General features: G+C 74.0%; 19 protein-coding genes and 1 pseudogene. 6 read left to right on the forward strand and 14 right to left on the reverse strand.

Annotation, left to right across the window (positions count from 1 at the left end):
- Positions 1 to 279 precede the first annotated feature (279 nt).
- The 5 genes from ssb to SNE206_RS35755 all read left to right on the forward strand — a co-directional run bounded on the left by ssb (position 280) and on the right by SNE206_RS35755 (position 5,871).
- Positions 280 to 903, forward strand: a complete 624-nt coding sequence (gene ssb / locus SNE206_RS35735; protein WP_407917737.1) for a single-stranded DNA-binding protein — start codon at positions 280 to 282, stop codon at positions 901 to 903.
- A gap of 312 nt (positions 904 to 1,215) precedes the next feature.
- The gene (locus tag SNE206_RS35740) at positions 1,216 to 2,592 is read left to right on the forward strand and encodes a Cys-Gln thioester bond-forming surface protein (RefSeq protein ID WP_407917738.1); all 1,377 of its coding nucleotides are present in this window, start codon (positions 1,216 to 1,218) and stop codon (positions 2,590 to 2,592) included.
- A gap of 233 nt (positions 2,593 to 2,825) precedes the next feature.
- Complete coding sequence (gene ettA / locus SNE206_RS35745; RefSeq protein WP_407917739.1) at positions 2,826 to 4,490, forward strand: energy-dependent translational throttle protein EttA; 1,665 nt, start codon at positions 2,826 to 2,828, stop codon at positions 4,488 to 4,490.
- 134 nt (positions 4,491 to 4,624) lie between these two features.
- A complete protein-coding gene (locus SNE206_RS35750; RefSeq protein ID WP_407917740.1) occupies positions 4,625 to 5,065 on the forward strand; it encodes an acyl-CoA thioesterase in 441 nt (146 codons plus the stop codon).
- A gap of 20 nt (positions 5,066 to 5,085) precedes the next feature.
- A complete protein-coding gene (locus SNE206_RS35755) occupies positions 5,086 to 5,871 on the forward strand; it encodes a hypothetical protein (protein ID WP_407917741.1) in 786 nt (261 codons plus the stop codon).
- A gap of 134 nt (positions 5,872 to 6,005) precedes the next feature.
- Here the strand turns inward: SNE206_RS35755 and SNE206_RS35760 are convergent, their stop codons facing one another.
- From SNE206_RS35760 to SNE206_RS35805, 10 genes are all read right to left on the reverse strand, one after another.
- On the reverse strand, positions 6,006 to 6,410 hold the full coding sequence (locus SNE206_RS35760; protein WP_407917742.1) for a globin: 405 nt from the start codon (positions 6,408 to 6,410) through the stop codon (positions 6,006 to 6,008).
- A gap of 112 nt (positions 6,411 to 6,522) precedes the next feature.
- Positions 6,523 to 7,659 (reverse strand): ABC transporter permease, encoded by a 1,137-nt coding sequence (locus SNE206_RS35765; RefSeq protein WP_407917743.1) that lies wholly within the window; start codon positions 7,657 to 7,659, stop codon positions 6,523 to 6,525.
- The gene (locus SNE206_RS35770; protein ID WP_407917744.1) at positions 7,656 to 8,573 is read right to left on the reverse strand and encodes an ABC transporter ATP-binding protein; all 918 of its coding nucleotides are present in this window, start codon (positions 8,571 to 8,573) and stop codon (positions 7,656 to 7,658) included. Before SNE206_RS35770 ends, SNE206_RS35765 begins: the two co-directional genes overlap by 4 nt.
- 109 nt (positions 8,574 to 8,682) lie before the next feature.
- Complete coding sequence (locus tag SNE206_RS35775; protein ID WP_407917745.1) at positions 8,683 to 10,191, reverse strand: FHA domain-containing protein; 1,509 nt, start codon at positions 10,189 to 10,191, stop codon at positions 8,683 to 8,685.
- A gap of 45 nt (positions 10,192 to 10,236) precedes the next feature.
- Positions 10,237 to 11,568: a VWA domain-containing protein gene (locus SNE206_RS35780; protein WP_407917746.1), complete on the reverse strand. Its 1,332-nt coding sequence runs from the start codon at positions 11,566 to 11,568 to the stop codon at positions 10,237 to 10,239.
- A 49-nt stretch (positions 11,569 to 11,617) separates the two neighbouring features.
- Positions 11,618 to 13,018: a PP2C family protein-serine/threonine phosphatase gene (locus SNE206_RS35785; RefSeq protein ID WP_407917747.1), complete on the reverse strand. Its 1,401-nt coding sequence runs from the start codon at positions 13,016 to 13,018 to the stop codon at positions 11,618 to 11,620.
- Positions 13,019 to 13,021: 3 nt separating this feature from the next.
- Positions 13,022 to 15,520: a tetratricopeptide repeat protein gene (locus tag SNE206_RS35790; RefSeq protein ID WP_407917748.1), complete on the reverse strand. Its 2,499-nt coding sequence runs from the start codon at positions 15,518 to 15,520 to the stop codon at positions 13,022 to 13,024.
- Positions 15,513 to 16,940 (reverse strand): hypothetical protein, encoded by a 1,428-nt coding sequence (locus tag SNE206_RS35795; protein ID WP_407917756.1) that lies wholly within the window; start codon positions 16,938 to 16,940, stop codon positions 15,513 to 15,515. Before SNE206_RS35795 ends, SNE206_RS35790 begins: the two co-directional genes overlap by 8 nt.
- A 172-nt stretch (positions 16,941 to 17,112) precedes the next feature.
- A complete protein-coding gene (locus SNE206_RS35800) occupies positions 17,113 to 18,072 on the reverse strand; it encodes a glutamate ABC transporter substrate-binding protein (RefSeq protein WP_407917749.1) in 960 nt (319 codons plus the stop codon).
- A 13-nt stretch (positions 18,073 to 18,085) separates the two neighbouring features.
- On the reverse strand, positions 18,086 to 19,495 hold the full coding sequence (locus tag SNE206_RS35805) for a hypothetical protein (RefSeq protein WP_407917750.1): 1,410 nt from the start codon (positions 19,493 to 19,495) through the stop codon (positions 18,086 to 18,088).
- Positions 19,496 to 19,746: 251 nt separating this feature from the next.
- On the opposite strand from SNE206_RS35805, the gene SNE206_RS35810 reads away from it, so the two are divergent.
- Complete coding sequence (locus SNE206_RS35810; RefSeq protein WP_407917751.1) at positions 19,747 to 20,322, forward strand: nucleosidase; 576 nt, start codon at positions 19,747 to 19,749, stop codon at positions 20,320 to 20,322.
- 77 nt (positions 20,323 to 20,399) lie between these two features.
- Here SNE206_RS35810 and SNE206_RS35815 read toward each other — a convergent pair whose 3' ends face one another.
- The 4 genes and pseudogenes from SNE206_RS35815 to SNE206_RS35830 form a co-directional block, all read right to left on the reverse strand.
- Positions 20,400 to 20,822 (reverse strand): hypothetical protein, encoded by a 423-nt coding sequence (locus SNE206_RS35815; RefSeq protein ID WP_407917752.1) that lies wholly within the window; start codon positions 20,820 to 20,822, stop codon positions 20,400 to 20,402.
- Between the two features lie 235 nt (positions 20,823 to 21,057).
- Complete coding sequence (locus SNE206_RS35820) at positions 21,058 to 22,074, reverse strand: N-acetylglucosamine kinase (protein ID WP_407917753.1); 1,017 nt, start codon at positions 22,072 to 22,074, stop codon at positions 21,058 to 21,060.
- Positions 22,075 to 22,114: 40 nt separating this feature from the next.
- Positions 22,115 to 23,404, reverse strand: a complete 1,290-nt coding sequence (locus tag SNE206_RS35825) for a 6-phospho-beta-glucosidase (RefSeq protein WP_407917754.1) — start codon at positions 23,402 to 23,404, stop codon at positions 22,115 to 22,117.
- A pseudogene (locus tag SNE206_RS35830) lies at positions 23,404 to 23,627 on the reverse strand (carbohydrate ABC transporter permease); the annotation flags it as partial. The pseudogene SNE206_RS35830 and the gene SNE206_RS35825, both read right to left, overlap by 1 nt.

The raw sequence follows: 23,627 nt of genomic DNA on the forward strand, positions 1-23,627 counted from the left end.
CCTTCGGTCGGATGACCTGGACGGAAGCGGAGCGGGGCCACCCGTTCGGGGCCCGGAGGCGGGCCGGGGTGGCCGAGTGATTGTCATGACCTCGCAGGCCGCAGGGGTTCCGGAGTGGTGGAATTTCCGCCGAAATTCATTCTCCCGAGTGTGTCGAGTTGTCCACACCCTTGAGTTTTCCACAGGTTCGCGGGGTGCGTCCCGGAATTTCCGCCCGCTCGGCCAACATCTCGGTGCGGGCGAATCCGCCCGGGTATTTCCGCAACAGGGAGGCTTTCCGTGAACGAGACCCTCGTGACGATCGTCGGCAATGTCGCGTCGACGGTCACGTACGGGCAGACGTCGGCCGGCGTGCCCGTGGCCAACTTCCGGATGGCGACGACCGAGCGCCGCTTCGACCGGGCGGCCGGCGACTGGGTGGACGGCGAGACGAGCTGGGTGACGGTGGTGGCCTGGCGGTGGCTGGCGACCAATCTCGTGAGCTCGGTCACCAAGGGAGACCCCGTGCTGGTCAGCGGCCGACTGAGGGTCAGGGAGTGGGGCGAGGACGACCGTCGGCGTACGAGCGTCGAGATCGACGCGCGCTCCGTGGGGCACGATCTGTCGCGCGGCACCTCGGCGTTCAGGTGGGCCGTCCGCGGGCGGTCCGATCCGCAGGGTGCCGGGAGCGGCACGGCGCGCCCGGCACGGGCCGACGCCGGTGGGCCGACCGGGATCGGCGAGGCCGTGCCGGAGTGGATCGTCGCCGCGGTCGGCGCCCGCCGCGCGGCCGAACAGGCCGCGGTGCAGGCCGCCGAACGGGCCGCGGCCGGTGCGACGGACCCTGCCGGCGGTGCCGGAGCCGCGGCCCCGGCGTCCGGGGCGCCGGCGCTGTCCGCGGCGGCCGGGTCGGATGCGGACTGACCGTCGCGAAGGCCACTGGGTCGCCCACGGATCAATCAGGAGGGCGGGGTGATTGCCCGTAAGTTCCGGCGAAGCGTCAACCGCGCCGATGCGCAAGATCCTTGATAACGGAACAGCAACGGAACTGTCCTGGTTCGGCACGGTCGTGGGATGCGTCTCGCGGCTCAATATGATGCGTCTGGTCCACAGATGTGCAGCGGTGCCACAGGGGGCACCGCTTTGCAGGGCGGGCTGCCATCGGCAGAACCCGGCCCGGAGGGATCACTCATGTTCCACACCCAGAGGCGGGCTGTCTCCCGCATAGCAACTGTCATGCTCGCGTCCGGTATGGCCGTGACGGGCGGCCTGATGGCCGCCGGGGCGGCGTTCGCCGACGGCGGCGCGGGCATCACCGCGACGCTGCAGCCCACACTGCTCAGCGGCTCGGTCGACACCGGCGGCGGCCACGTGATCCAGGGCGGCCTGTTCACGCTCAAGACGGACGACGGCAAGTACATCCAGACGTACTGCATCGACATCGACCACGGCGTCAAGATCAAGGACTCCGTCAAGTACCAGGAGTCCAACTGGGCCTCCAGCTCCCTCGGTGCCCCCGGCAAGGCCGAGGCGGCGGGCAAGATCCGCTGGATCCTGGAGCACTCCTACCCGAAGCTCTCCCTCGACGCGGTCAAGACCGCCGTGGGCATCACGGGTGAGTTCACCAAGGAGGACGCCGCCGCCGGCACCCAGGCCGCCATCTGGCGCTACTCGGACAACAAGACCGCGGCGACCCCCCTCGACGCCGAGGCCAAGCAGCTCACCGAGTACCTCGCCGGCAGCAAGAACACGGGCCTGCCGTCCGAGCCGGCGCCCTCGCTCGACCTCGACCCGGCCGAGGTCGCCGGCAAGTCCGGCACCAAGCTCGGCCCGTTCACGCTCAGCAGCAGCGCCGACCTGGTGAAGCTCTCCCTGACGGGTGACTCCTCCGGCGGCAAGGTCAAGCTGCTCGACAAGGACGGCAAGGCCGTCACCGACCTCAAGGGTCCGATCGCCAAGAACACCCAGCTGTTCCTGGACGTCCCCGCCGGCACCGCGGCCGGCTCGGCCTCCGTCAAGGCCTCCGCCACGGTCACCGTGCCGACCGGCCGGGTGTTCCTCAGCGTGGGCTACACCCCGTCCAAGCACAGCCAGACGATGATCCTCGCCGGGTCCGAGGAGCTGAGCGTCTCCAAGACCGCCAAGGCGACGTGGACCCAGGCGAAGGGCCCGCTGCTGGCCACCTCCGCCAAGGTCGACTGCACCGCGAACGGCGTCCGGGTCAGCGTCACCAACTCGGGTGACCAGCAGGCCACGGTCACCGTGACCCCCGGCAAGAGCATCACCGTCCCGGCCGGCAAGACCGAGACCCTGCTCGTGCCCGTCGCCGAGGACGCCACCTACGACATCAAGGTGAGCGGCCCCGGCCTCACCGAGGAGTTCAAGGGCATCCTCGACTGCAAGACCAGCAGCACCACGGGCGGCGGAAGCGGCACCCCCACGCCGACCCCGACCCCGAGCACCGGCACCACCACGGGCGGCAGCCTCGCCACCACCGGTGGCGGCAGTGAGACCCCGGTCATCGCCGGTGTCGCCGGTGCCCTCGTGGTCGCCGGCGGTGCCGCGGTCTTCGCCCTGCGCCGCCGCGGACGCCACGGCCGCACCTCGGCCTGAGCGGACCGCACCGGGGCGGTGCCCGTACCCGGCAGCCGCCGCCCGGCGGTGACGCCGCCGGACCGGGCACCACCCCCCGGCCCCGTCCTCCGTACCGATCGGAGGGCGGGGCCGTTCCCGTTCCCGTTCCTGTTCCCGGGCCTGCGACCGGCAGAGTTCGGGAGGCCCGGCCCGGTGCGGCACAATGGAAGGCTGCAAGCCGAATACTCCCGACGACGCCGGAGCGATCTCACGTGGCGGAATACATCTACACCATGCGCAAGGTGCGCAAGGCGCACGGCGACAAGGTCATTCTTGACGACGTGACGCTCTCCTTCCTCCCCGGAGCGAAGATCGGCGTCGTCGGCCCCAACGGCGCGGGCAAGTCCACGGTGCTCAAGATGATGGCCGGGCTCGAGCACCCCTCGAACGGTGACGCCTTCCTGTCCCCGGGCTTCACCGTCGGCATGCTCCTCCAGGAGCCCCCGCTCGACGACTCCAAGACCGTCCTCGAGAACGTCGAGGACGGTGTCAAGGAGATCAAGGGCAAGCTCAACCGGTTCAACGAGATCGCCGAACTCATGGCGACCGACTACTCCGACGCGCTGCTCGACGAGATGGGCCGCCTCCAGGAGGACCTGGACCACGCCAACGCGTGGGACCTCGACGCCCAGCTGGAGCAGGCCATGGACGCCCTGGGCTGCCCGCCCGGCGACTGGCCGGTCACCAAGCTCTCCGGCGGCGAGAAGCGCCGCGTGGCACTCTGCAAGCTGCTGCTGGAGGCCCCCGACCTCCTGCTCCTCGACGAGCCCACCAACCACCTCGACGCCGAGTCGGTGAACTGGCTGGAGCAGCACCTCGCCAAGTACGCCGGCACCGTCGTCGCGGTCACCCACGACCGGTACTTCCTCGACAACGTCGCCCAGTGGATCCTGGAGCTCGACCGCGGTCGCGCGTTCCCCTACGAGGGCAACTACTCCACCTACCTGGAGTCGAAGCAGAGCCGCCTCAAGGTCGAGGGCCAGAAGGACGCGAAGCGCGCCAAGCGGCTCAGGGAAGAGCTGGAGTGGGTCCGCTCCAACGCCAAGGGCCGCCAGGCCAAGTCCAAGGCCCGCCTCGCCCGCTACGAGGAGATGGCGGCCGAGGCCGACAAGATGCGGAAGCTGGACTTCGAGGAGATCCAGATCCCGCCGGGCCCGCGCCTGGGCAGCATCGTCGTCGAGGTCGACAAGCTCTCCAAGGGCTTCGGCGAGAAGCTCCTGATCGAGAACCTCAGCTTCACCCTGCCCCGCAACGGCATCGTCGGCGTGATCGGCCCCAACGGTGCCGGCAAGACCACGCTCTTCAAGATGCTCCAGGGCCTGGAGACGCCGGACGACGGCATGGTCAAGGTCGGCGAGACCGTCAAGATCAGCTACGTCGACCAGAACCGCGCCAACATCGACCCGAAGAAGACCCTGTGGGAGGTCGTCTCCGACGGCCTCGACTGGATCAACGTCGGCCAGGTCGAGATGCCGTCCCGCGCCTACGTGTCCGCGTTCGGCTTCAAGGGCCCGGACCAGCAGAAGCCCGCAGGCGTGCTCTCCGGCGGTGAGCGCAACCGCCTCAACCTGGCGCTCACCCTCAAGCAGGGCGGCAACCTGCTGCTCCTCGACGAGCCGACCAACGACCTCGACGTCGAGACCCTCTCCTCGCTGGAGAACGCCCTGCTCGACTTCCCCGGCTGCGCCGTGGTCATCTCCCACGACCGCTGGTTCCTGGACCGGGTCGCCACCCACATCCTCGCGTACGAGGGTGACAGCAAGTGGTTCTGGTTCGAGGGCAACTTCGACTCGTACGAGAAGAACAAGATCGAGCGGCTGGGTGCGGACGCGGCCCGCCCGCACCGCGCCACCTACAAGAAGCTGACCCGCGGCTGATCGTCCACGGATGGACAGCCGGCGGCAACGCCGACGCAACAACGGCCGGGCAGGCTGCCTCTCGGGGCGGCCCGCCCGGCCACCCGCCCGGGTTCGTCGATCCACGGGCGAACGGAAGTCTGAGGAGAACGTTCGTGGCACGCCACATCTACGCCTGCCCGCTGAGGTGGTCCGACATGGACGCCTTCGGCCACGTCAACAACGTGGTCTTCCTCCGCTACCTGGAGGAGGCCCGGATCGACTTCATGTTCACCCAGGCCGCCGAGGCCGGTGCGGGGGAGTTCGCGGGCGGCTCCGTGGTGGCGCGCCACGAGATCGAGTACAAGCGGCCGCTGGTCCACCGCCCGGCCCCGGTGACCATCGAGACCTGGGTGACCAAGATCGGCGGCGCCTCGCTGACGGTCTCGTACGAGATCAAGGACACGGCCGCCGACGGCACCGACACCGTCTACGTCAAGGCCTCGACCGTCGTCGTCCCCTACGACCTCGCCGAGGGCCGGCCGCGCCGGATCAGCCCCGTCGAGCGGGAGTTCCTCTCCCGCTTCATGGACGTGCCCGCCGTGGCCGCCGCCTGAGCCGGACGGTACGAACCGACGTGAACCGCACCCCGGTGACCGGCAGTCCCCCGGCCCTCCTCCTGGCCGAGAACGGCGGCGCCGCCGACCTCGCCGCCTTCCTCACCCGCCTGCTGCGCTTCGACCGCGCCGCAGCGGTGCGGCTGCAGGCCGTCCCCGGCAGCGGCGGCGACGGCGTCCTCGCCGTCTTCGGCCGGCTCCCGCTCGGAACGTCCGGCGCCCTCGCGATCCGTACCGCACGCCTCGCCGGACCCGGCACGCCCGGTACGCCCGGCATCTCCGGCACGCCGGCCGGAGCGGTCGGCGCTCCGCGCCCCGCCGTCGGGATCACCGTCTCCGCCGACGTCACGGTCTCCGCCGGGCAGCTCCTCGACGCCGTCGACACCGCCTCGGGCACCGTCCGCCTGCCCGCGCCGGTCACCGGCCCCGCCTGGGCCGGCCTGCTGCCGCCCCGGACGGGCTGGCAGCTCGTCGCGGAACCCGCGGCGTTCGAGGTCTTCCCCGAAGTGATGGCAGCCGTGCGGGAGTTCCGCGAGCGCAGCGAGGCCGTCCCGGAGCACCACCGCAACCGCCAGGTGCTGGACGCCCTCGCGGACGAGATCTGGGCCCGGCCGCTCGGCGGCGTTCCCGGGCTTCCCCTGCGGGCGGCGCACGCGGCCCACGTCATCGGCTTCCTGCGGCCGGCCGTGCCGCTCACGGTGCACCGGGCGGGCGGGTGGCTGCGGCTCAGCGCGCCGGCCGGTTCGATCGCCGTCCGCGGTGCCGCGGCGCCCGGTGCAGGTCTCGGCCTGAGCCCGCTGCGCTGACGCGCCCGCCCGGGAGCGGCCGCCCGGCACACCTGCGTCCGGCACACGTGCGCCCCGGCACGCGTACGTCCGGCACAGGCCCGGCAGGTGCGGTCCGGGCGCGGCTCACGAGGCGCGGGCCCGGGGCCCGGCGGTCAGCCGGCGGTGTTGATCATCGAGGCGGCGGCGTAGGTCAGGTAATCCCAGAGCTGCCGCTCGGCGTCCTCCGGCAGGGCCAGCTCGTCGAGCGCCGTGCGCATGTGCCGCAGCCAGGCGTCGTGCGCGGCACGGTCCACCTGGAACGGGGCGTGCCGCATCCGCAGCCGCGGGTGGCCGCGCTGCTCGCTGTAGGTGCGGGGGCCGCCCCAGTACTGCATGAGGAACAGCGCGAAGCGCTCCTCGGCGGGCCCCAGGTCGCCCTCCGGATACATCGGCCGCAGCAACTCGTCCGTGGCGACGCCCTGGTAGAAGCGGTGCACCAGCCGGCGGAAGGTGTCCTCGCCGCCGACGGCGTCGAAGAAGGTCTCCTCGGGAAGCGTGCTCTGCCGGATCTCGTTCACCCGACCATGGTCGCAGACGGCCGCGAGGCCGTACACCAGGACCTTCGGCGTACGACCTCCGCGGCTGCTGCGGCCGGGACGGCTCCGGACGGAACCGCTCCGGGCCGGACGGCTAGACGTCGTCCCAGTTGAAGAAGCGCCATGCGACCAGGCAGAGCACCGCCGAGAAGGCGAGCAGGCCGCCCATGGTGGGCAGGGCGTCCATCACGCCGCCGCCGCGGCTGAGCACGGACTGCGCGGCGGTGACCAGGTAGCGCAGCGGCAGCAGCTTGGAGACCGTCTGCAGCCAGCCGGGGCCGCCGTCGAGCGGGAAGAACGCGCCGCCGAGGAAGGACATCGGGAGGATGATCAGCTGGTTGATGCCGTTGGCCGCCTCCTCGGTCTTGGCGAGGCTGCCGGTGACGAGCCCGATCGACATGAAGGCGATGGTCGCGCAGAGCACGAGGGGCACCACCAGCCACCAGCTCCCCGTGAGCTTGAGCCCGAAGAACGGCATGGTGGCGATGGCCAGGAAGATCGCGGTCTGGGCCAGTGCCACGATGCAGTTGACCGTGACCCGGGCGCCGATCACGGAGCCGATCGAGACCGGGGCCAGCCGCAGCCGGCGGAGCACCCGCTTGGTGCGCCAGTTGATCAGGGTGAACGACGCGCCGTAGACCGCGCCCATCGCGATGGCCCAGCCCAGCAGGCCGGGGGTGAGGTACTGGATCGGCTTGAGCGACTCGTCCTCGACCTGGCTCGGGGCCAGCGTGTACGCGGGCGGCCTGCCCGCCGCGGCCTGGTTGGCGGCCTGCACGACGGAGTCGATGACCGCCCGGACGCTGCCCGCGGTGACCTGGTCGGACGCGCTGTAGCGGAGCACCACCCGGCCACCGGGGCCCTGCTCCACGAGGGCGTCGAGGTCGCCCTTGCGGACCTTCTCCAGGGCGGCGCCCTCGTCCTCGAACTTCGTGATCTTGAGGACCTTCTCCAGATCGGCACGGCTGTCGCCCTGGACGGCGTCCAGCACCTGCACCGGGCCCACCTGGGCGATCTCGACGTGGGCGGTGCCCGCGCCCTTGAGCAGGGTGCCGAAGAGCAGCAGGAAGATCAGCGGCATGATCAGGGTGAAGAAGAGCGTGCCGCGGTCGCGGACGAAGCCCAGCAGCATCACCCTGACCAGCCCGACGAACGCGCTGGCGCGCTCGCCGTCGGACGGCGGGCGTTCGGCGGGGCGCGGCCCGGCCGTCGTGGGGGTGGTGACGGTCATGCCCGGTACTCCCGTCCGGTCAGCCGGAGGAAGACGTCCTCCAGGGTGGCGCCGCGGACCTCCAGGCCACGCAGGGCGTTCTGTTCGGCGAGGACGGAGAGCACCGGCGCCGGGATGCGGGTGGAGACGCTCAGGGAGACGCCGTCGTCGTCCAGCGCGGAGACGTCGGCCCCGGCCGCGGTGAAGAGCGCACGGGCGGACTCCGGGGCGAGCAGACCGGATTCCACGCTGATCCGGACGGTGTCGTCGATCTCGCGGACCAGGGCCGCGGGGGCGCCCGTCCTGAGCACCTTGCCGTGGTCCATGACCGAGACGCGGTCGCAGAGCACCTCGGCCTCGTCCAGGTAGTGGGTGGTGAGGACGACGGTGCGGCCCTCGGCGTTGATGTCGCGCAGGAGGTCCCACAGGTTGCGGCGGGCCTGCGGGTCGAGTCCGGTGGTCGGCTCGTCGAGGAACACCAGCTCCGGGTCGTGGACGAGGGCGCAGGCGATGGAGAGTCGCTGTGCCTGGCCGCCGGACATCTTCTCGGTCTGCACCCCGGCGGAGTCCGTGAGGCCGACCCGTTCCAGCATGGCGTCGGCCCGCTTCGGTCCGACACCGTAGAAGGAGGCGAAGGTGCGGATCGTCTCGCGGGCGGTGAGCCGGTTGAAGAAGGCGGACGCCTGGAACTGCACGCCGATGCGCGGCAGCAGGGCGGTGTTGCGCGGCCAGGGCTTCAGCCCCAGCAGTTCGACGCGGCCCTCGTCGGGCTCGCGGATGCCTTCCAGAATTTCCAGCGTGGTGGTCTTTCCGGCGCCGTTGGGACCGAGGATCCCGTAGAACTCGCCGGTGTCGACGGTGAGTGACACACCGTCGACGGCTTGGACGTCCCCGTACCGCTTCCGTATTCCCTCGGCGGATATCGCTGCAGTCATGTCACATGACCCTAGGCCGTGGGACGGCGTTCCTGCAGGTGGTTGCCGACAAAGCAGGGCCGGCACCGGAGTTCCGGCGCCGGCCCTGCTCCGTCGTGCGGACGTTCCGTCAGGCGCGGTGCAGCGTGATCGTCGTCCACGCCCCGATGTGGATGCGGTCGCCGTCGTTCAACGGGATCGCGGTGTGCGGCGGCACCGGCTCGGCGCCGCCGTTCATCGTGGTGCCGTTGGTGGAGTCCTGGTCGACCAGCACCCAGCTGCCGTCCGGCTGCTCGGCGAGCAGCGCGTGCTGGTGCGAGGCGCCCGGGTCCTCCGGCGGCACCGACAGGTCGATCTCCGGCACGGTGCCGCGCTGCTGGCTGCGGCGGCCGATCCGCAGCTGGCCGCGGCCGGTCAGCGGGATCCGCCGCTCGGGGCTGTACGGCGGGAAGTACAGCCCGGAGGCGTCGGGGCCGCTGCGGGTCATCATGTCCGTGAAGTAGTCACGGTCGGCGCCGACCACGGCGATCCACTGGGTGCGGGTGGGCGGCGGCGAGGCCGGTCCGCCGGGGTGTCCGTGTCCCTGCGGCGGGCGGCCCGGCATCTGGCCCGGAGCCTGACCGGGCGGGCGGCCCGGCATCTGGCCCGGAGCCTGACCGGGCGGCCGGCCCGGCATCTGGCCGGGACCCTGACCGGGGGCCTGGCCCGGCGGGTAGCCCGGAGTGTGGCCGGGCGCTCCCTGCTGCTCGGTGCCGGGGGGCGCCAGCCGGAACGACGTCCCGAAGTCACTGCTGGGTGCGCCGGTGCCGGGCTCGGCGTAGACCGGGCCGGTCCGCTCGAAGCCTTCCGGCTCGCCGAAGGGGGCCGGGGCCGGCCGGTCGAAGCCCTGCTTCTCGAACGCCGACGGCTGGTACGGGCCCGACGGCGGTGCGGGCACGGGCCCGGGGGCGCCCGCCGGGGGCGGGAAGCCGTAGCCGCCCGGACGTCCGGGACCGCCCGGCGGCGGGGGCGCGGTCGGGGGTGCCACCGGCGGTGCGGCCGGGGCCTGGGCGCGCGGCGGGGCCGACAGGTCGTAGTCGTACCCGCACTCCTCGCAGTACCGGCCGGTCTGCGGGCTGCGGCAGATCGGGCAGGTCACGAGGCCGGCCGTGATGTCGGGGGAGCCGCCGGGGGAGCCGCCGATCGAGAGCCCGCCGAGCCCGCCGGAGCGGTGCTCGTACGAGGGCTCCTCGTACCCCTGATCGGGGGCGTAGCCCTGCTCCTCGTACGGCGACCGGCCGTACGGCGAGGACTCGTAGCCGGGGCGCTCGTACGAGGGCCGCTCGTAGGGGCTCCCGCCGCCGTACGGCGACTCTCCCGGACCGCCGTGACCTGGACCGCCGTGACCGCCCGGACCACCGTGACCGGGACCACCGTGACCGGGACCGCCGTGACCGGGGCCGCCCTGACCCGGGTGGGGCGGGGCGGTGGAGGCCGGGGGCGGTGGAGGGTAGCCGGGACCGGCGGGCGCACCGAACGGTGAACCCGCACCCGACGGGGCGCCCGGGACGGCCAGGCCGGGCGGCGGAGTCATCGGGAAGCCGCAGAAGTCGCACCAGTCCTCGGCCTGCGACTCATGGCCCCTAGGGCAGATCGGCATCAAGTCCCCCACATTCCAGCAGGTCCGGCCCCGGGAGGTGGCCGGTCATCTCTTCACACGTACGGTCTTGGTCGACCGGGTCTCGAGTGTCATCGAGTCGGCCTCGCTCACGTTCTTACGGAATCGAACCGTACCCTCCCGCGCGTCCACCACGTCCACCACCTTCTCGAGCAGACGGAAGGTGGCGTCGTTGCCGGTCGCGTGGGCGAGCCGGACGGCCGCGCCGAGCTTGGCGGTGGCGCGGTCGACGTCGCCGACCCGGTGGGCGGCGAGCCCCTCCTGGATCGAGGAGGCGAGCTCGGCCTGCCCCGTGTAGTGCGCCACCTGCTGGTTGATGCGGGTGGAGGAGGCCAGGTCGTCGGTCCACACGGCCCGGACGAGACCCTGCGAGAGTACCTCGGCGGTGCCGTCGGGCTGCGGCAGGACCAGGCTGATACGGGCGGCGAGCATCTCGTCACCCACGGCGGCGGCGGGCACCTCGATGCAGACGTGGTAGTCGCGGCTCTCGTCACCCCAGGAACCGGTCGGGTAGTCGCCGGCCCGCGGGCCGCTGTCGGAGCGGCGGCCGGTGAGGTCCTCGACGGCGGGGGCGACCTGCTTGACGTACTTCACGACGGCGTTGGCCGGGGTCCAGACCCGCAGGGCGACGTCCGCGACCTGCTTGTCCATGGTCTTGGCCATCATGGTGCGGAAGTCGTCGGCGAGGCCGGAGGGCTCCGCCACGATGTCGACGGTGCCGAGCAGCGCGGAGGATATCCGGCGCAGCTCGGCGACCTCCCAGTCGGTGCCGACGCCGCGGCAGTCGGCGGTGAAGGATCCGGAGGCGCGGTCGAGGACGGCCTGCAGCGCGGAGGGCTTCTCGTGCTCGTTGCGGCCGTCGGTCAGCAGGATGCCGTGCCGGATGGAGAGGTCGGGCCGGGTCTCGAACAGTCGGTGGGCCAGCGCGAGCCAGGTGCCGATGGCGGTGCCGCCCATCGGGGTGAGCTTGCGCAGGGCGGTCCGGGCGGCCTCCCGGGTGGCGGGGGAGGCGACGGCGAGCACGCCGCCGCCGGGGTAGACCTCGGCGGCCTCGTGGGTGCCCGCGACGACGGCGAAGGCGACGCCGTCGCGCAGGGTGTCGACGGCGGCCGCGGTCGCCTCCCGCGCGTTGCGCATCTTGGCGGCGGGGTGGTCCATCGAGCCCGAACAGTCGATCATGATCACCACGGCGGCGTCGGCCGGTGCGCCGGCGGTCAGCGGGCGCCCGCCCGAGGTGCCGCCGCCGGTGGCGGTGACCGTGACGATCGCGTTGACCTCCCGCGAGCCCTCGGCGAGGTACTCGTTCTGGAAGATGTCGACGCTGAAGTGGGGCGCGTTCGGCTTGGACAGACTTGCCATGGCGTGAGAGCTCCTGTCGAGCGGTCAGGCGGGTGGTCGTCGGTCGTGCTCAGTCGTTGGGTGCCGGTGCGGGCGGCGCGACGGCGGGCGGCGCGGCGGGCGGTGCGAGCGGCGCGGGCGGTGCCGGCAGGGCACCGGGTGCACCCGGCGGGAAGGCCGGCCTCGGCGGTGCGGGAGGTGCCGGGGGTGCCGGGGGTGCCGGGGGTGCGGGCGCCGCGGCGAGGTCCGCGAGCGTGACGTCGTACCCGCCCCCGCCCGCGTACGGGCCCGCGCCCCCGCCTGCGTACGGGCCGGCCGCCGGGGCGGGCCGTGCCGGTGCCGGGGCGGCGGCGCGCTGCACCGGCAGGTCGAGCAGCGTGGCTTCGTGGTCGCCGTCGTCCGGGGTGATCGGCAGCACCGCGACGGTGATGTTGTCGTGGCCGCCCGCGGTGATCGCGAAGTCGACCAGTGTCCGGGCGGCGGCGAGCGGCTCCGTGCGGGCGTCGGCGCGCACGAAGAAGGCCAGGTCGGTGGCGGCCTCCGCGTAGTTCCACAGCCCGTCGGTGCAGATCAGCAGCACACCGGGCACGTGCGGGGTGAACGAGACGGTGTGCGGCAGGAGTTCCTCGGCGTCGGCGCCGAGCCAGCCGGTGATGGCGTGGGCCCGCGGGTCGGCGTACGCCTCGGCCTCGGCCATGAAGCCGGCGGAGACCATGCGGGCGGCCCAGGAGTCGTCCTCGGTGAGCCGGTAGGGCTCGGCGGACTCGCGGTCGTCGGGGATCCAGTACGCGCGGGTGTCGCCGACCCAGCCGATGGTGACCAGCCCGGCCGCCGAGATGGCGCTGACGTAGGTGCAGGCGGGTGCGTTGAGGCCGCCGCCGGGCTGGGCGGGGGTGCGGCCGTCGTAGGCGAGCCCGGTGACGGCGCGGGCGGCCTCGTCGATGGCCCGGCGCATGGCGGCGCCGGGGTCGATGCCCTGTTCGAGGGAGCTGAGCAGGGATTCGGACGCGGCGTCCACGGCGGTGGCGGAGGCCTCGTCGGGGCGGGCGGAGGAGGAGACGCCGTCGCAGACCACGGCGATGACGGCGGGCGAGCCGCCGGGCAGCGAGGTGCCGGCGATGGTGAAGGCGTCCTCGTTGCGGTGGTGGCGCAGGCCGCGGTCGCTGACCCCGGCGACGCCGGCCATGGCCCGCTCCTGGTGGTCGCGCGGACGGGGCTGCGACCTGCCGCAGGCCTCGCACCAGCCGTCGGCGGTGACGCCGGGGGCCTGGCAGTGCACGCAGGTGACGGTCGAGGGGGCGGCTTGGGGCATGTCAGGGAGCGTGCCGCCGGGCGCGGGCCGGTGGTCGGTGACCACCGCGGGCGCGGGCGGCGCCGCGGGGGCTTTCAGGTTGCGCCCGCACGACCCGCAGTAGGCGTCCTGCGGGTCCAGTGGCTCGGCACAGCTCGGGCACACGGTCTGCTGCGGCATTGCTCACACCCACGTCCGGGGGCGGCACCGGTTGGCGCGCTCCACCATCTCGATCCTCGTCTCGGCCCGGTCGGACAACCGCGCCAACATCCGGTAGGAGTGTTCCAGAGCGAAGCGCAGTTCCCGTTCGTCCGCAGGATGTCCGAGCACTTCGGGGGCGGGGTCGGCGGCGGGGGCGGCGGGTCCGGCGGCCGGGGTGCCGGACCGGCCGGCCAGCACCCAGCCGAGTGCCGCGTCGAGGACCTCGACGGAGAGCTCCTCGTGCCGCCGGGCGTCGAGGGAGAGCGCGGTGAGCTGCTCGGAGCAGCGGGCCAGGTCGGTGCCGAGGGGGTCGGTCGCGGGGCGTGCGCGCAGCCGTGCGCGGACGGCGGCGATCCGGGCGGCGGTGTGGTGCGCCGACGACTCGGGCACCGCTTCCAGGGCAGCGACGGCGCCGGGCCGGTCGCCGGCCGCGAGCCGCACCCGGGCGAGGCCGAAGGCGGCGCCGACGTAGGTGTGGTCGGTGGTGGCGACGAGCCGGTAGAACTCGGCGGCGTCCTCGCCGTTGCCGAGGAGCTCGGCGCAGGCGGCGAGCGCCAGCTTGGGGGCGGTCTCGCCGGGGAAGGCGTCGTAGACGGCGTCGAACGCCTCGGCCGCGGTGACCGCGGCTCCGCGGGTGAGGGCGGTCAGGCCGCGGTACCAGACGGCCCGCCAGTCGCCGGGGTGGTCCTTCTCGATCCCGTCGAGGGCGGTGTCGGCGGCGGTGGTGTCGCCGAGTTCCAGGTGGGCACGGAGGGCGCGCAGCCGGAGTTCGAGCGAGGGCGCGGGGGCGGTGGCGAGTGCGGCGAGCGCCTCGGCGGGCGTGCCGCCGGCGAGCGCGGCGAGGAAGCCGGCGTTGGCGTCGGCGGTGTCGACGCGGGGGACGGGCAGGGCGAGCGCGGCAGCGGCCGGCTCGGGCGGGGCGGCGGCGAATTCGGTGTCGACGACCCGGGTCTCGGGCCCGAAGAGCGTGGAGAGGGCGGGCCGGGGCCGGCCGTCCTGGAGGGCGAGGACCTCCCGCAGGACGCCGGTGAGCTGGTCGGCCATCTCCTCCGCGGAGGCGAAGCGGCGGGCCGGGTCGGGGTCGGTCGCGCGGACGAGGAGCCGGTAGTAGGACTCGTACTGCGCGAGGAGCGGCACCTGCTCGGGGCCGGGGAGTTCGTGCCGGTGGGTGGTGGCGTAGCCCTGGAAGTCGAAGGTGAGCACGGCCAGGGTGCGGGCCACGGTGTAGAGGTCGGAGGCGGGTGACGGTCCGTCGGTGGCGATCTCGGGCGCCTGGTAGCCGACGGTGCCGTAGATCGGCCCGTCGTCGTCGGCACGGCGGACGGCACCCATGTCGATGATCTTGAGCGAGTCCTCGCTCTGGATGACGTTGTCTATCTTGAAGTCGCAGTAGACCAGGCCGCGGCCGTGCAGGTGGCCGAGCGCGGGCAGCGCCTCCAGGGCGTACGCGAGGGCCTGCTCGACCGGCAGCGGGTCGCGGCGGCCGTCCGGTGTGCGGCGGTCGTTGGCGATGTCCTTGAGCGACCGTCCGCCGACGTACTCCATGACGATGTAGCCGTCGGTGGAGCCCGTCCGCAGGTCGGGGTGCTCGACGAAGTTGATGATGCGGACGATGTTCGGGTGGTCGACCTCGGCCAGGAAGCGGCGTTCGGCGATGGCCACCGCGAGGGCGTCCTCGTCACCGGTGTCGAGCAGGCCCTTGAGCACCACCCACCGGTCGTTGACCCGGCGGTCGATGGCGAGGTAGATCCAGCCGAGGCCGCCGTGCGCGAGGCAGCCGGCCACCTCGTACTGGCCGCCGACGAGGTCGCCGCCGCGCAGCTTGGGCGTGAAGGAGTACGGCGTGCCGCAGGAGGTGCAGAAGCCGTCGGGCCGGCCGGTCACGTCGTTCTTCGAACGGCCCACCGGGGCGTCGCACTTGGAGCAGAACCGCTTGCGCTCCGGCACCTCGGGGTCGGTCAGCACGGCCGCGGCCGGGTCGGGCCGCGGCACGGGGGGCACGGTCACCAGACCGGCGCCGAGGTTGCCGCGCCGGCCGGTGCCCGCCGAACCCTTGCTGCTGCGCACGGAGACGGAGCGGCCGCTGCCGGTGCGGACGGACCGGTGCGAGCGCGACCGGCCGGACATCGTCCGGGCGGACCCGGAGCGGCCGGTGCCGGCCGCGCCCGAGGAGTCCGGGGCGCTCCGCTGGGCGGGCAGGGCGGCGCCGCCCGCCGGGGCGGCCTCGGCGGCCAGGCCGCACTCGTCGCAGTAGCCGTCCGCGTCGATCGTCCCCGGGCAGTTCCGGGTGCACCGCACCGGCCCGGTGCCCACGACGGTCGTCAGCCCCACGACGGTCGGCGGACCCGCCGGGGCGGGTGCGCCCGCCGCGGACCGGCCGGTGCCGCCCGCGGGGGCGGCGAGGCCGCACTCGTCGCAGTAGCCGTCCGCGTCGATCGTCCCGGCGCCCGAGCACTCCGGCCGCGTGCACGTCTCACCCATCGGTTCCCCCGCCCCCCTGAGCGTCCTGCACCGGCCGGGCGTCCCGTGGTGCCGGTGTTCCTGCGTCCTGTCCGTGTCCGTGTCCGTACCCGTGGCCCGCGTCCTGCCCTGCCTGGCCGCCCGTCCCGGCGGGCAGCGCCGCAGGTCCCGGCCGTACGGCGTGCTGGAAGCGGGCCACCGCCTCCGCGGCCGCGCGGAGGTCGCAGGGTGCGCTCCACAGCAGCCAGCGGGCCTTCTCGAACCGCTCGACGACCTCCGGGTCCTCGGTGATCCCGAGCCTGGCGGCCATCGCCCGGTACGCCTCCAGCCGGCCGCGCAGCTCGGCCCGGACGGCCAGCGGCTGCGCCACCTCGGTCAGCGACTGCCGGGCGCGGTTGAGTTCCTTGGCGGCCGCGTCCTCCAGGGCGTCCAGCACCGGCCCGAGCCGGTGCCACTGGCCGCCGCGCTGCAGGTCGACGGCCAGCGCGATCCGCTCGCGCAGCGCGGAGGCCGGGCCGGGCACCGCCGGGACCTCGGTCGAGGCGATCTTCGCGAGCACCTCGCCGCGGGCCCGTCGTGCCTCGGAGAGCGTGGCGTCGGCGCGCTGCAGCAGGTCCCCGACCTGCTGCAGCCGCTCGTGCGACTCGTCGCGGAGCCGCAGCAGTCCTTCGAGCTCCACCCGGACGTCGTCGAGCGCGCGCCCGGCCCGGTCGAACCGCGTGGTGTCGACCGCCCCGCCGGCGGCGCGGATGCCCGCGGCCGGCCCCGCCGGACCGTCGTCGCCGCGCTGGGCGGGCACCCGGGCGGGCCGCCACAGGGCCAGCGGGTCGGAGATCACCTCGGCGCGCTGCGCCGTCAGGTCGTCCGCGAGCCCGGCGAGGTCGTCCGCGAGCGGGTGGCCGCCCGGCCGGACGCCGACGGAGACCGCCAGCATCTGCACGCGGTGCAGTTCGGTGAGCAGCAGGTCGATCCGGGCGGGCAGCGCCGACCAGACCGCGTCGACGGCGGTCACCACCTCCAGCACGGCCGCGTACCAGCCGTTCATGCGGTCCAGCACGTCGGCGAGGCTGACCTGCTCGACGAGCCGGGCGGGTGCGCCGATCCTGGCGGCGCCGTCGGGCAGCTGGCTGCCGGCGACGGTCACCGAGGCGCCGCCGAGCAGCTCGCCGAGTTCGGCGAGTTCGGCCGCGCCGGGCCGTGCGCGGCGTGAGCGGACGGCGCGGGCCGACGCCAGCGTCTCCGAGTAGCGGTCGAAGAGCGTCCAGAGCGCCGACAGGCCCTGCCCGGCGACGGACCAGCGCTCCTCGGTGCGCCCGCTCAGTGCGGCGCCCTCCAGCAGCCGACGGCCCGGATGGTCCTGCAGGTCCAGCAGCGCCGCCTCCACGGCGTCGCGTTCGGCGCCCAGCCGCGCGAGTGCGCGGTCCACCTCCTCCCGGTTCATCGCCGGGCCGGCAGTTCCTGCCAACGGTCCTTCCTCTCCGGTGCGGTCGTCCGTTCCCGGGGGCTCCGCCACCGTCCGGCGGTGCGGTGACGGCGGCCCCGTACGACGGGGCCCCGGGTGACGGGACGACGGGTGACGGGACGACGGGTGACGGGACGACGGGGTGACGAGACTACGGCAGGTACTGCGCGGAGGAGGCACCCATGCTGGGTGCCAGCCAGCGGTCGTAGCTGCGCTGCCACCCGCCGCCCGCCCGGTAGTCGGCCAGCGCCTGGTTGACCCAGGCGACCAGGTCGGGTGCGGACTTGTTGACGGCGACACCGGTGTAGCCGGGCAGGATCGTCTCCGGGAGCACCCGGACGGTCGGGTCCTGGGCGGCCTGGGCGGCGGCCAGCGTGGTGTCGGTGAGCGTGACGTCGACCAGGCCGAGCTGCATGAGGACGAGGCAGTCGAGCTGGTTCTCCACCACCTTGATCTCGGAGGTGCCGCGCGGGTCGCGCTTCAGCTCGACGTCGGAGGAGGAACTGGCGGGGGTGCAGGCGCGCTTGCCGCGGAAGGCCTCCGCGACGGTCTTCGCCTTCGACGAGCGGGGCACCACCGCCTGCTGCCCGGAGCGGAAGTACGGCACGGAGAACGACACCTCCTTCAGCCGGTCGCACGTGATGCTCATGGTGCGGGCGATGATGTCGACCTCGTTGTTCTTGATCGCGTCGATCCGGCGGGCGGTCGGCACGGTCTTCAGGGTGACCTTCTCCGGGTCGCCCAGGACCGACGCCGCGACGGCCCGCGCGAGGTCGATGTCGAAGCCCTCGATGCGGCCGTTCTGCGGGTTGCGGAAACCCCAGTTGAAGCTGTTCTGGTCGACACCGACGATCAGCGTGCCGCGCTGCCGGATCTGCCGGATCCTCGCCCCGGACGGGTCCTTCGCCGGGGGTGCGCTCTTCGTCAGGTCGCAGCCCGCGGCGGGGGCCAGCTCCGGTGCGGCCGCCGCGGCCGCGGCCGCGGCCGGCACGGGCCGGTCGGGCGCGGTGCGGGCGTCGCCGCCGGTGCCGAGCACCGCCGCGGTGACCGCGAGGGCGGTCACGGCCGCGCCCGCCGCCGCCCGGGTGCCTGTCGTACGGATCGCCGTCATGCCCGTCCCCCCTCTACCGGTACTCGGCCAGTCGGCGGCCGATGCCGCGGACCGTGGCGGCCGCGGCGGCCACGGCGAGGACCGCCGCGCCGACCGCGAGCGCGTCGTACCCGCCGGCGACCCCGGAGGTCTCGGCGGTGAAGCGGGCCTGCTCGGCCGCGCCGGCCGCGGCGAGTTCGCGGTCCGTCGCGGTGAACGCGGCGTCGGCCGTGGTGTCCGCGCCCACCGCGACGGTGGTGCGCAGCGCGGTGTCGTAGTCACCTGCGCGGTCGCTCGCGGCGGCCCTGGTGTGCCGGGCGTCCCATTCGGCGAACTGCTTCCCGGCTGCCGAGAGGTGGGCCCGGGCCTCGCCGGCGGGCGCCTCGTTCTCGGCGGCGTGCAGCGAGCCGGTGCCGGTACGGCCCTTGCCGTCGGCGGTGGGCGCGCCACCGAGTGCTTCGGTGACGGCCTGCCAGCGTTTGGCGTAACTCTCGCTGGCACCACGGGAGATGTAGTGGAGGTTCTCGGCGGCGCGGGCCTGCAGCACCTCGGTGCGGGCGCGGCCGAGCGCCTGCAGCGGTTCGGCGCCCTCGGTGCGGCCCGCGGCGAGCGAGGCCGACGCGGCCAGGCCGCCGACGGCGAGCCAGCCGGTGGCGAGCAGCACCGCCAGCGAGGCCGCGACCAGGCCGGGGTTGAACACCCGGTTGGTGCGGCGGAACAGGTGCAGCTGGTACGCGCCGAGGGCGCCCAGCACGGCGAGGCCGGCCAGCACCGCGCCCCACGGCAGGGACTCGGCCCGGTCGGAGTCGTCGTCGCGGCGCTGCGACTCGGCGGTGACGAGCTGTTCGGCGGCGGGGAGGATGGTGTTCTGCATGACCCCGGAGGCGTACCGGAGGTAGGCGCCGCCGAGCGGCAGGCCCTGCCGGTCGTTGGCCCGGGCGGCCTCCACCAGGCCGGCGTACTGCGGCAGCTGCTGGTTCAGCTCGGATATCCAGCGCTGGGCGGGGGAGTCCGCGGTGCTGCGGGCCGCGGCGCGGGTGAGGAGCCGGGCCGCCGTGGCGAGGTCGTCCTCGTAGCGCTTGCGGACCTCGGGGGGTTCTTCGCCGGCGAGGAGGAAGCCGGTGGCGGCGCTGGTGTCGGCGTCGGCGAGGGAGCGGTAGATGTCCGCCGCGTCCTGGCTGAGCGGCTGGCTGTGCGCCACCAGCCGGTCGGCGGCGCCGGCCCGGGCGGAGGCCTGCCAGGCCGCCACCGCGCCGAAGAGCAGCACCACGGCGACCAGCACCGCGCCCGCCAGCCGCAGTCGGCCGGGCGGTGTGCGGGACGCGAGCCGGAGTTCGGCCAGCCGTTCCCGGCCGTCCTGCAGCCCGGGCAGCCGCGACGTGCCGCCGCGTCCGCCCGGCGACGGCAGTGGTGCCGTCGCCCCGATGACCGCCGGTCTCGTCACCCGGCCCACCTCCCCCTTGCCCCACCCCGGTGCCGGGGCATCCCCGACGCCAGCAGTATGGCCGTCCCGTGTGACGGCCACACGCGAGTTGTGCTGATCTTGAGGTCGCACCAAAGACCCGATCCGACACCTATCCGTACTTTTCGTGCGCCACCGGTGAACATTCGGCGGCCTGCCGGTACGGCGGTGCGGGGGCGCCGGTGGCCGGGACGGCCCGCCGGGGCCGCGGCGGCGGCCCGTAGCATGGGCGCATGCGTCTGCTCGGCACCATCACCCCGGACCGTCCGCTCCTCGTCGTCGCCGTCCGCGAGGAGGCCGCACATCTCGGCGAGCGCCTCCCCGTGCTGCTGACCGGCATGGGCAAGATCAACGCCGCGGCCTCGCTGGCGACCGTCCTCGCCCGGGGCCCGCACCCGTCGGAGGTCGTCAACCTCGGCACGGCCGGCGCGCTGCGGCCCGGCCTGGCCGGCGGCACCCACGAGATCGCCCGGGTGCTGCAGCACGACATCGACACCCCGGTGCTGCGCGAACTCACCGGCCGCAGCTACGGCGAGGCGATCACCCTGGCCGACGGCGACGGCCTCACGCTGGCCACCGGTGACCTGTTCGTCTCCGACCCGGAGGCCCGCGACCGGCTGGCCCGCGAGGCCGACCTCGTCGACATGGAGGGCTACGCGCTCGTCACCGTCGCCCGGGGCGCGGGGGTGCCGGTGCGCCTGGTGAAGCACGTCAGCGACGAGGCGGGCGACGGCGCGGCCCGCACCTGGCGCGAGTCGGTGGACGGCTGCGCGAAGATCCTGGCGGCCTGGGCCGACGACCGGCTCTGACGGCCGGTGCCGGCCCGCGGGAGGCACGGAGGCCGGGACCGTCGCGGTCCCGGCCTCCGTGCTGTCCGTCCCGCTGCTCAGGCGTTGATCTGCACGCCGGTCAGCGCGGGCACGAACTGGTCGAGCTCGGTGCGCCAGTAGCGGGCCACGTTGAGGCGGGTCGGCTTCTCCTCCCCGGGGAAGTGGAAGCGCATCGAGCTCCACAGGGTGGCCCGCTTGACCTCGGTGACCAGCGCGCGGGCCTGCTCCAGCGGCACGACGTGCACGAGCTCCTGCGGGCGGTTGCTCATGCGGGCGGCGCGGTGCACGACGACGACGCGCTCGGTCAGCGTGACGAAGTAGTACTTGACGAAGAGCTGGCCGATCACGCCGAGCTGGCTCATCAGCCACGGGCTGGGGCCGGTGACGGTGTGGAAGGTGACGACGGGCCGGTCGTTCGGCTCGATCGCGGCGATCGCCGCGGCGACCTGCTCCTGCATGGTGGACTTACGGATCGCCATCGGGCGTGCTCCCCCTGGGGACGGTCAGCGGGTCCGAGGTCCGGGCCCGTCTGCGAAGCCGGGAGCGTAGCGGCCATCGGGCCGTCCGATCAAACGTGCGATCCTGCCCGGCCCGATTCGTGACCCGGTGTTCACCGTTCGAGCACGACGGCCGACCGGCCGCGGGGGCAGGAGGGGGCCGCCGCCGCGGCCGGCCCGGGTGTGCGGACCCGGCCGGCCGCGGCGGCGGGGTCCGTCAGGCCGCGGCCGACCGCCGGGCGGTGTACGCCGCGCGCAGCCGCTGCTGCGCCTGCGGGCCCGCGTCGAGCCGGTCGAGGCCGAGCAGGGCCGCGCCGAGCACCGGCGGTGCGACGACCACCCGCGGCTCGGCGAGCGGGGCCGCGGCGGCCAGACGCGCCGTCACGTTGTCGAGGAGCAGCGGATGGCGGGCCGCCAGCACGCCGCCGCCCAGGACGACCGGCACGGGCTCGCCGAGCAGTTCCAGGCGGGTGAGCGCGACCACCGCGAGGCGGACGATCTCGTCGGCCTGGCGGTCGATCAGGGCGCGGGCGGTCGGGTCGCCGTCCTCGGCGGCCGCGAACAGCACCGGGACGATCTCGTGCAGCCGCTCCCGGGGGAGGTCGCCCAGGTGCACGGCCTCGGCGACGGCGGTCGCCCCGGGCAGGCCGAAGTGCGCGCCGATCGCGGGTGCGAGGGCGGTGGCGCCGCCGCGGCCGTCCTCGGCCCGGGTGGCGTGCCACATGGCCTCGGCGGCGAGCCCGCCGCCGCCGCCCCAGTCGCCGGTGAGCATGCCGAGGGCGGGGAAGCGCGCGGTGCGGCCGTCCGGCAGGAGGCCGGCGCAGTTGATGCCGGCGCCGCAGACCACGGCGACACCGCGCGGCCCGTCGGTGCCGGCCCGCAGCAGGCCGAAGGTGTCGTTGGCGACGGCGCCGGTGACACCCCACGGCCGGGCCTCGATCGCGGCGAGCAGCCGCTGCTCCTCCACGGGCAGGTCGGCGTTGGCGAGGCAGGCGCTCACGTGGCTGGTGAGCGGGGTGCCGGGCCGCAGCCCGGCCTGGGCGGCCACGGCCTCGACGAGCGGGGCGAGTCCGGCGATCGCCCGGTCCGCGCCGTCGGGCTGGGGCTGGAAGCCGCCGCCGCGGGCGGTGCCGAGCACGGTGCCGTCGGCGGCGACGAGGGCGACGTCGGTCTTGCTGTTTCCGGCGTCGATGGCGAGGACGCCGGGGATCTGCCCGTCGGAGTGACGGTTCATCGGATTCCCCAGGGGTGGCGCGAGGTGGTCATGTGCGGTGTCACGCCCAGCCGAGGTGGGCGCGGTTGTGGGCGATCAGCCGGTCGGTGAGCTGTTCGGCGCGGTCGAGCTGGCCGATCAGCGGGTGGGCGAGGAGGGCGTCGAAGACCCGGTCGCGGCCGCCCCTGAGAGCGGCGTCGAGGGCGAGGTGCTCGTACGCGGTGATGTTGGCGACGAGGCCGGCGTAGAGCGGTTCGAGGGGCCGCTGGGGCAGCGGGCGAACCCCGGCGGCGTCCACCTCGGCGGGCACCTCGATCACGGCGTCGTCGGGGAGGAAGGGCAGGATGCCGTCGTTGCGGGTGTTGACGACCTGCACGCCGGTGCTGCCGTCGGTGCCCAGCAGGGCGGCGATGAGCTGCACGGCGGCCTCGGAGTAGAAGGCGCCGCCGCGCTTGCCGAGCAGTTCGGGCTTGGTGTCGAGTGCCGGGTCGGCGTACATCTCCAGCAGCTGCCGTTCGATCGCGGCGACCTCGGCGGCGCGCGAGCCCTTCTCCTTCAACTCCTGTACGACCGCGTCGTGCTGGTAGAAGTAGCGGAGGTAGTAGGAGGGCACGACGCCGAGCCGGCGCACGACGCCGACCGGCAGGTGGAGGTCGGCGGCGATCTCCTCGCCGTGGCCGGCGAGGAGTTCGGGCAGCACCTCGCGGCCGGTGGCGGCGCCGGGGGAGTCGAGCAGGGTGACGCCGCGCTCCCAGGTGAGGTGGTTGAGGCCGACGTGGTCGAGGCGTACGAGTTCGGGGGCGACGCCGAGGTGGGCGGCGAACTTCCGCTGGAAGCCGATCGCGACGTTGCACAGGCCGACCGCGCGGTGCCCGGCGGTCTGCAGGGCGCGGGTGACGATGCCGACCGGGTTGGTGAAGTCGACGATCCAGGCGGCCGGGTTGGCCCGGCGGACCTGTTCGGCGATGTCGAGGACGACCGGCACGGTGCGCAGGGCCTTGGCGAGGCCGCCGGCGCCGGTGGTCTCCTGGCCGACGCAGCCGCACTCCAGCGGCCAGGTCTCGTCCTCGTTGCGGGCGGCCTGGCCGCCGACGCGCAGTTGCAGCAGCACGGCGTCGGCGCCGTCGACGCCCGCGGCGACGTCGGTCGTCGTCGTGACGACCGCGCCGTGGCCCTGCCGGGCGAAGATCCGCCGGGCGAGGCCGGCGATCAGCTCCAGCCGGTCGGCGGCCGGGTCGATCAGGACGAGCTCGCCGACCGGCAGGGTGTCCCGCAGGCGGGCGAAGCCGTCGATCAGCTCGGGTGTGTAGGTGGAACCGCCGCCGACGATTGCCAACTTCAGTGCGGACATCAGCCCTTGACCCCTGTCAGTGTCACGCCTTCGATGAAGGCCTTCTGTGCGAAGAAGAAGAGAACGATCACCGGCGCCAGCACCAGCAGGGTCGCCGCCATGGTGAGGTTCCAGTTGGTGTGGTGGGCACCCTTGAAGGATTCCAGGCCGTAGCTCAGGGTCCAGGCGCCCGGGTTCTCGCTGGCGTAGATCTGCGGCCCGAAGTAGTCGTTCCAGCAGCAGA

Source organism: Kitasatospora sp. NE20-6 (genome assembly GCF_045862635.1).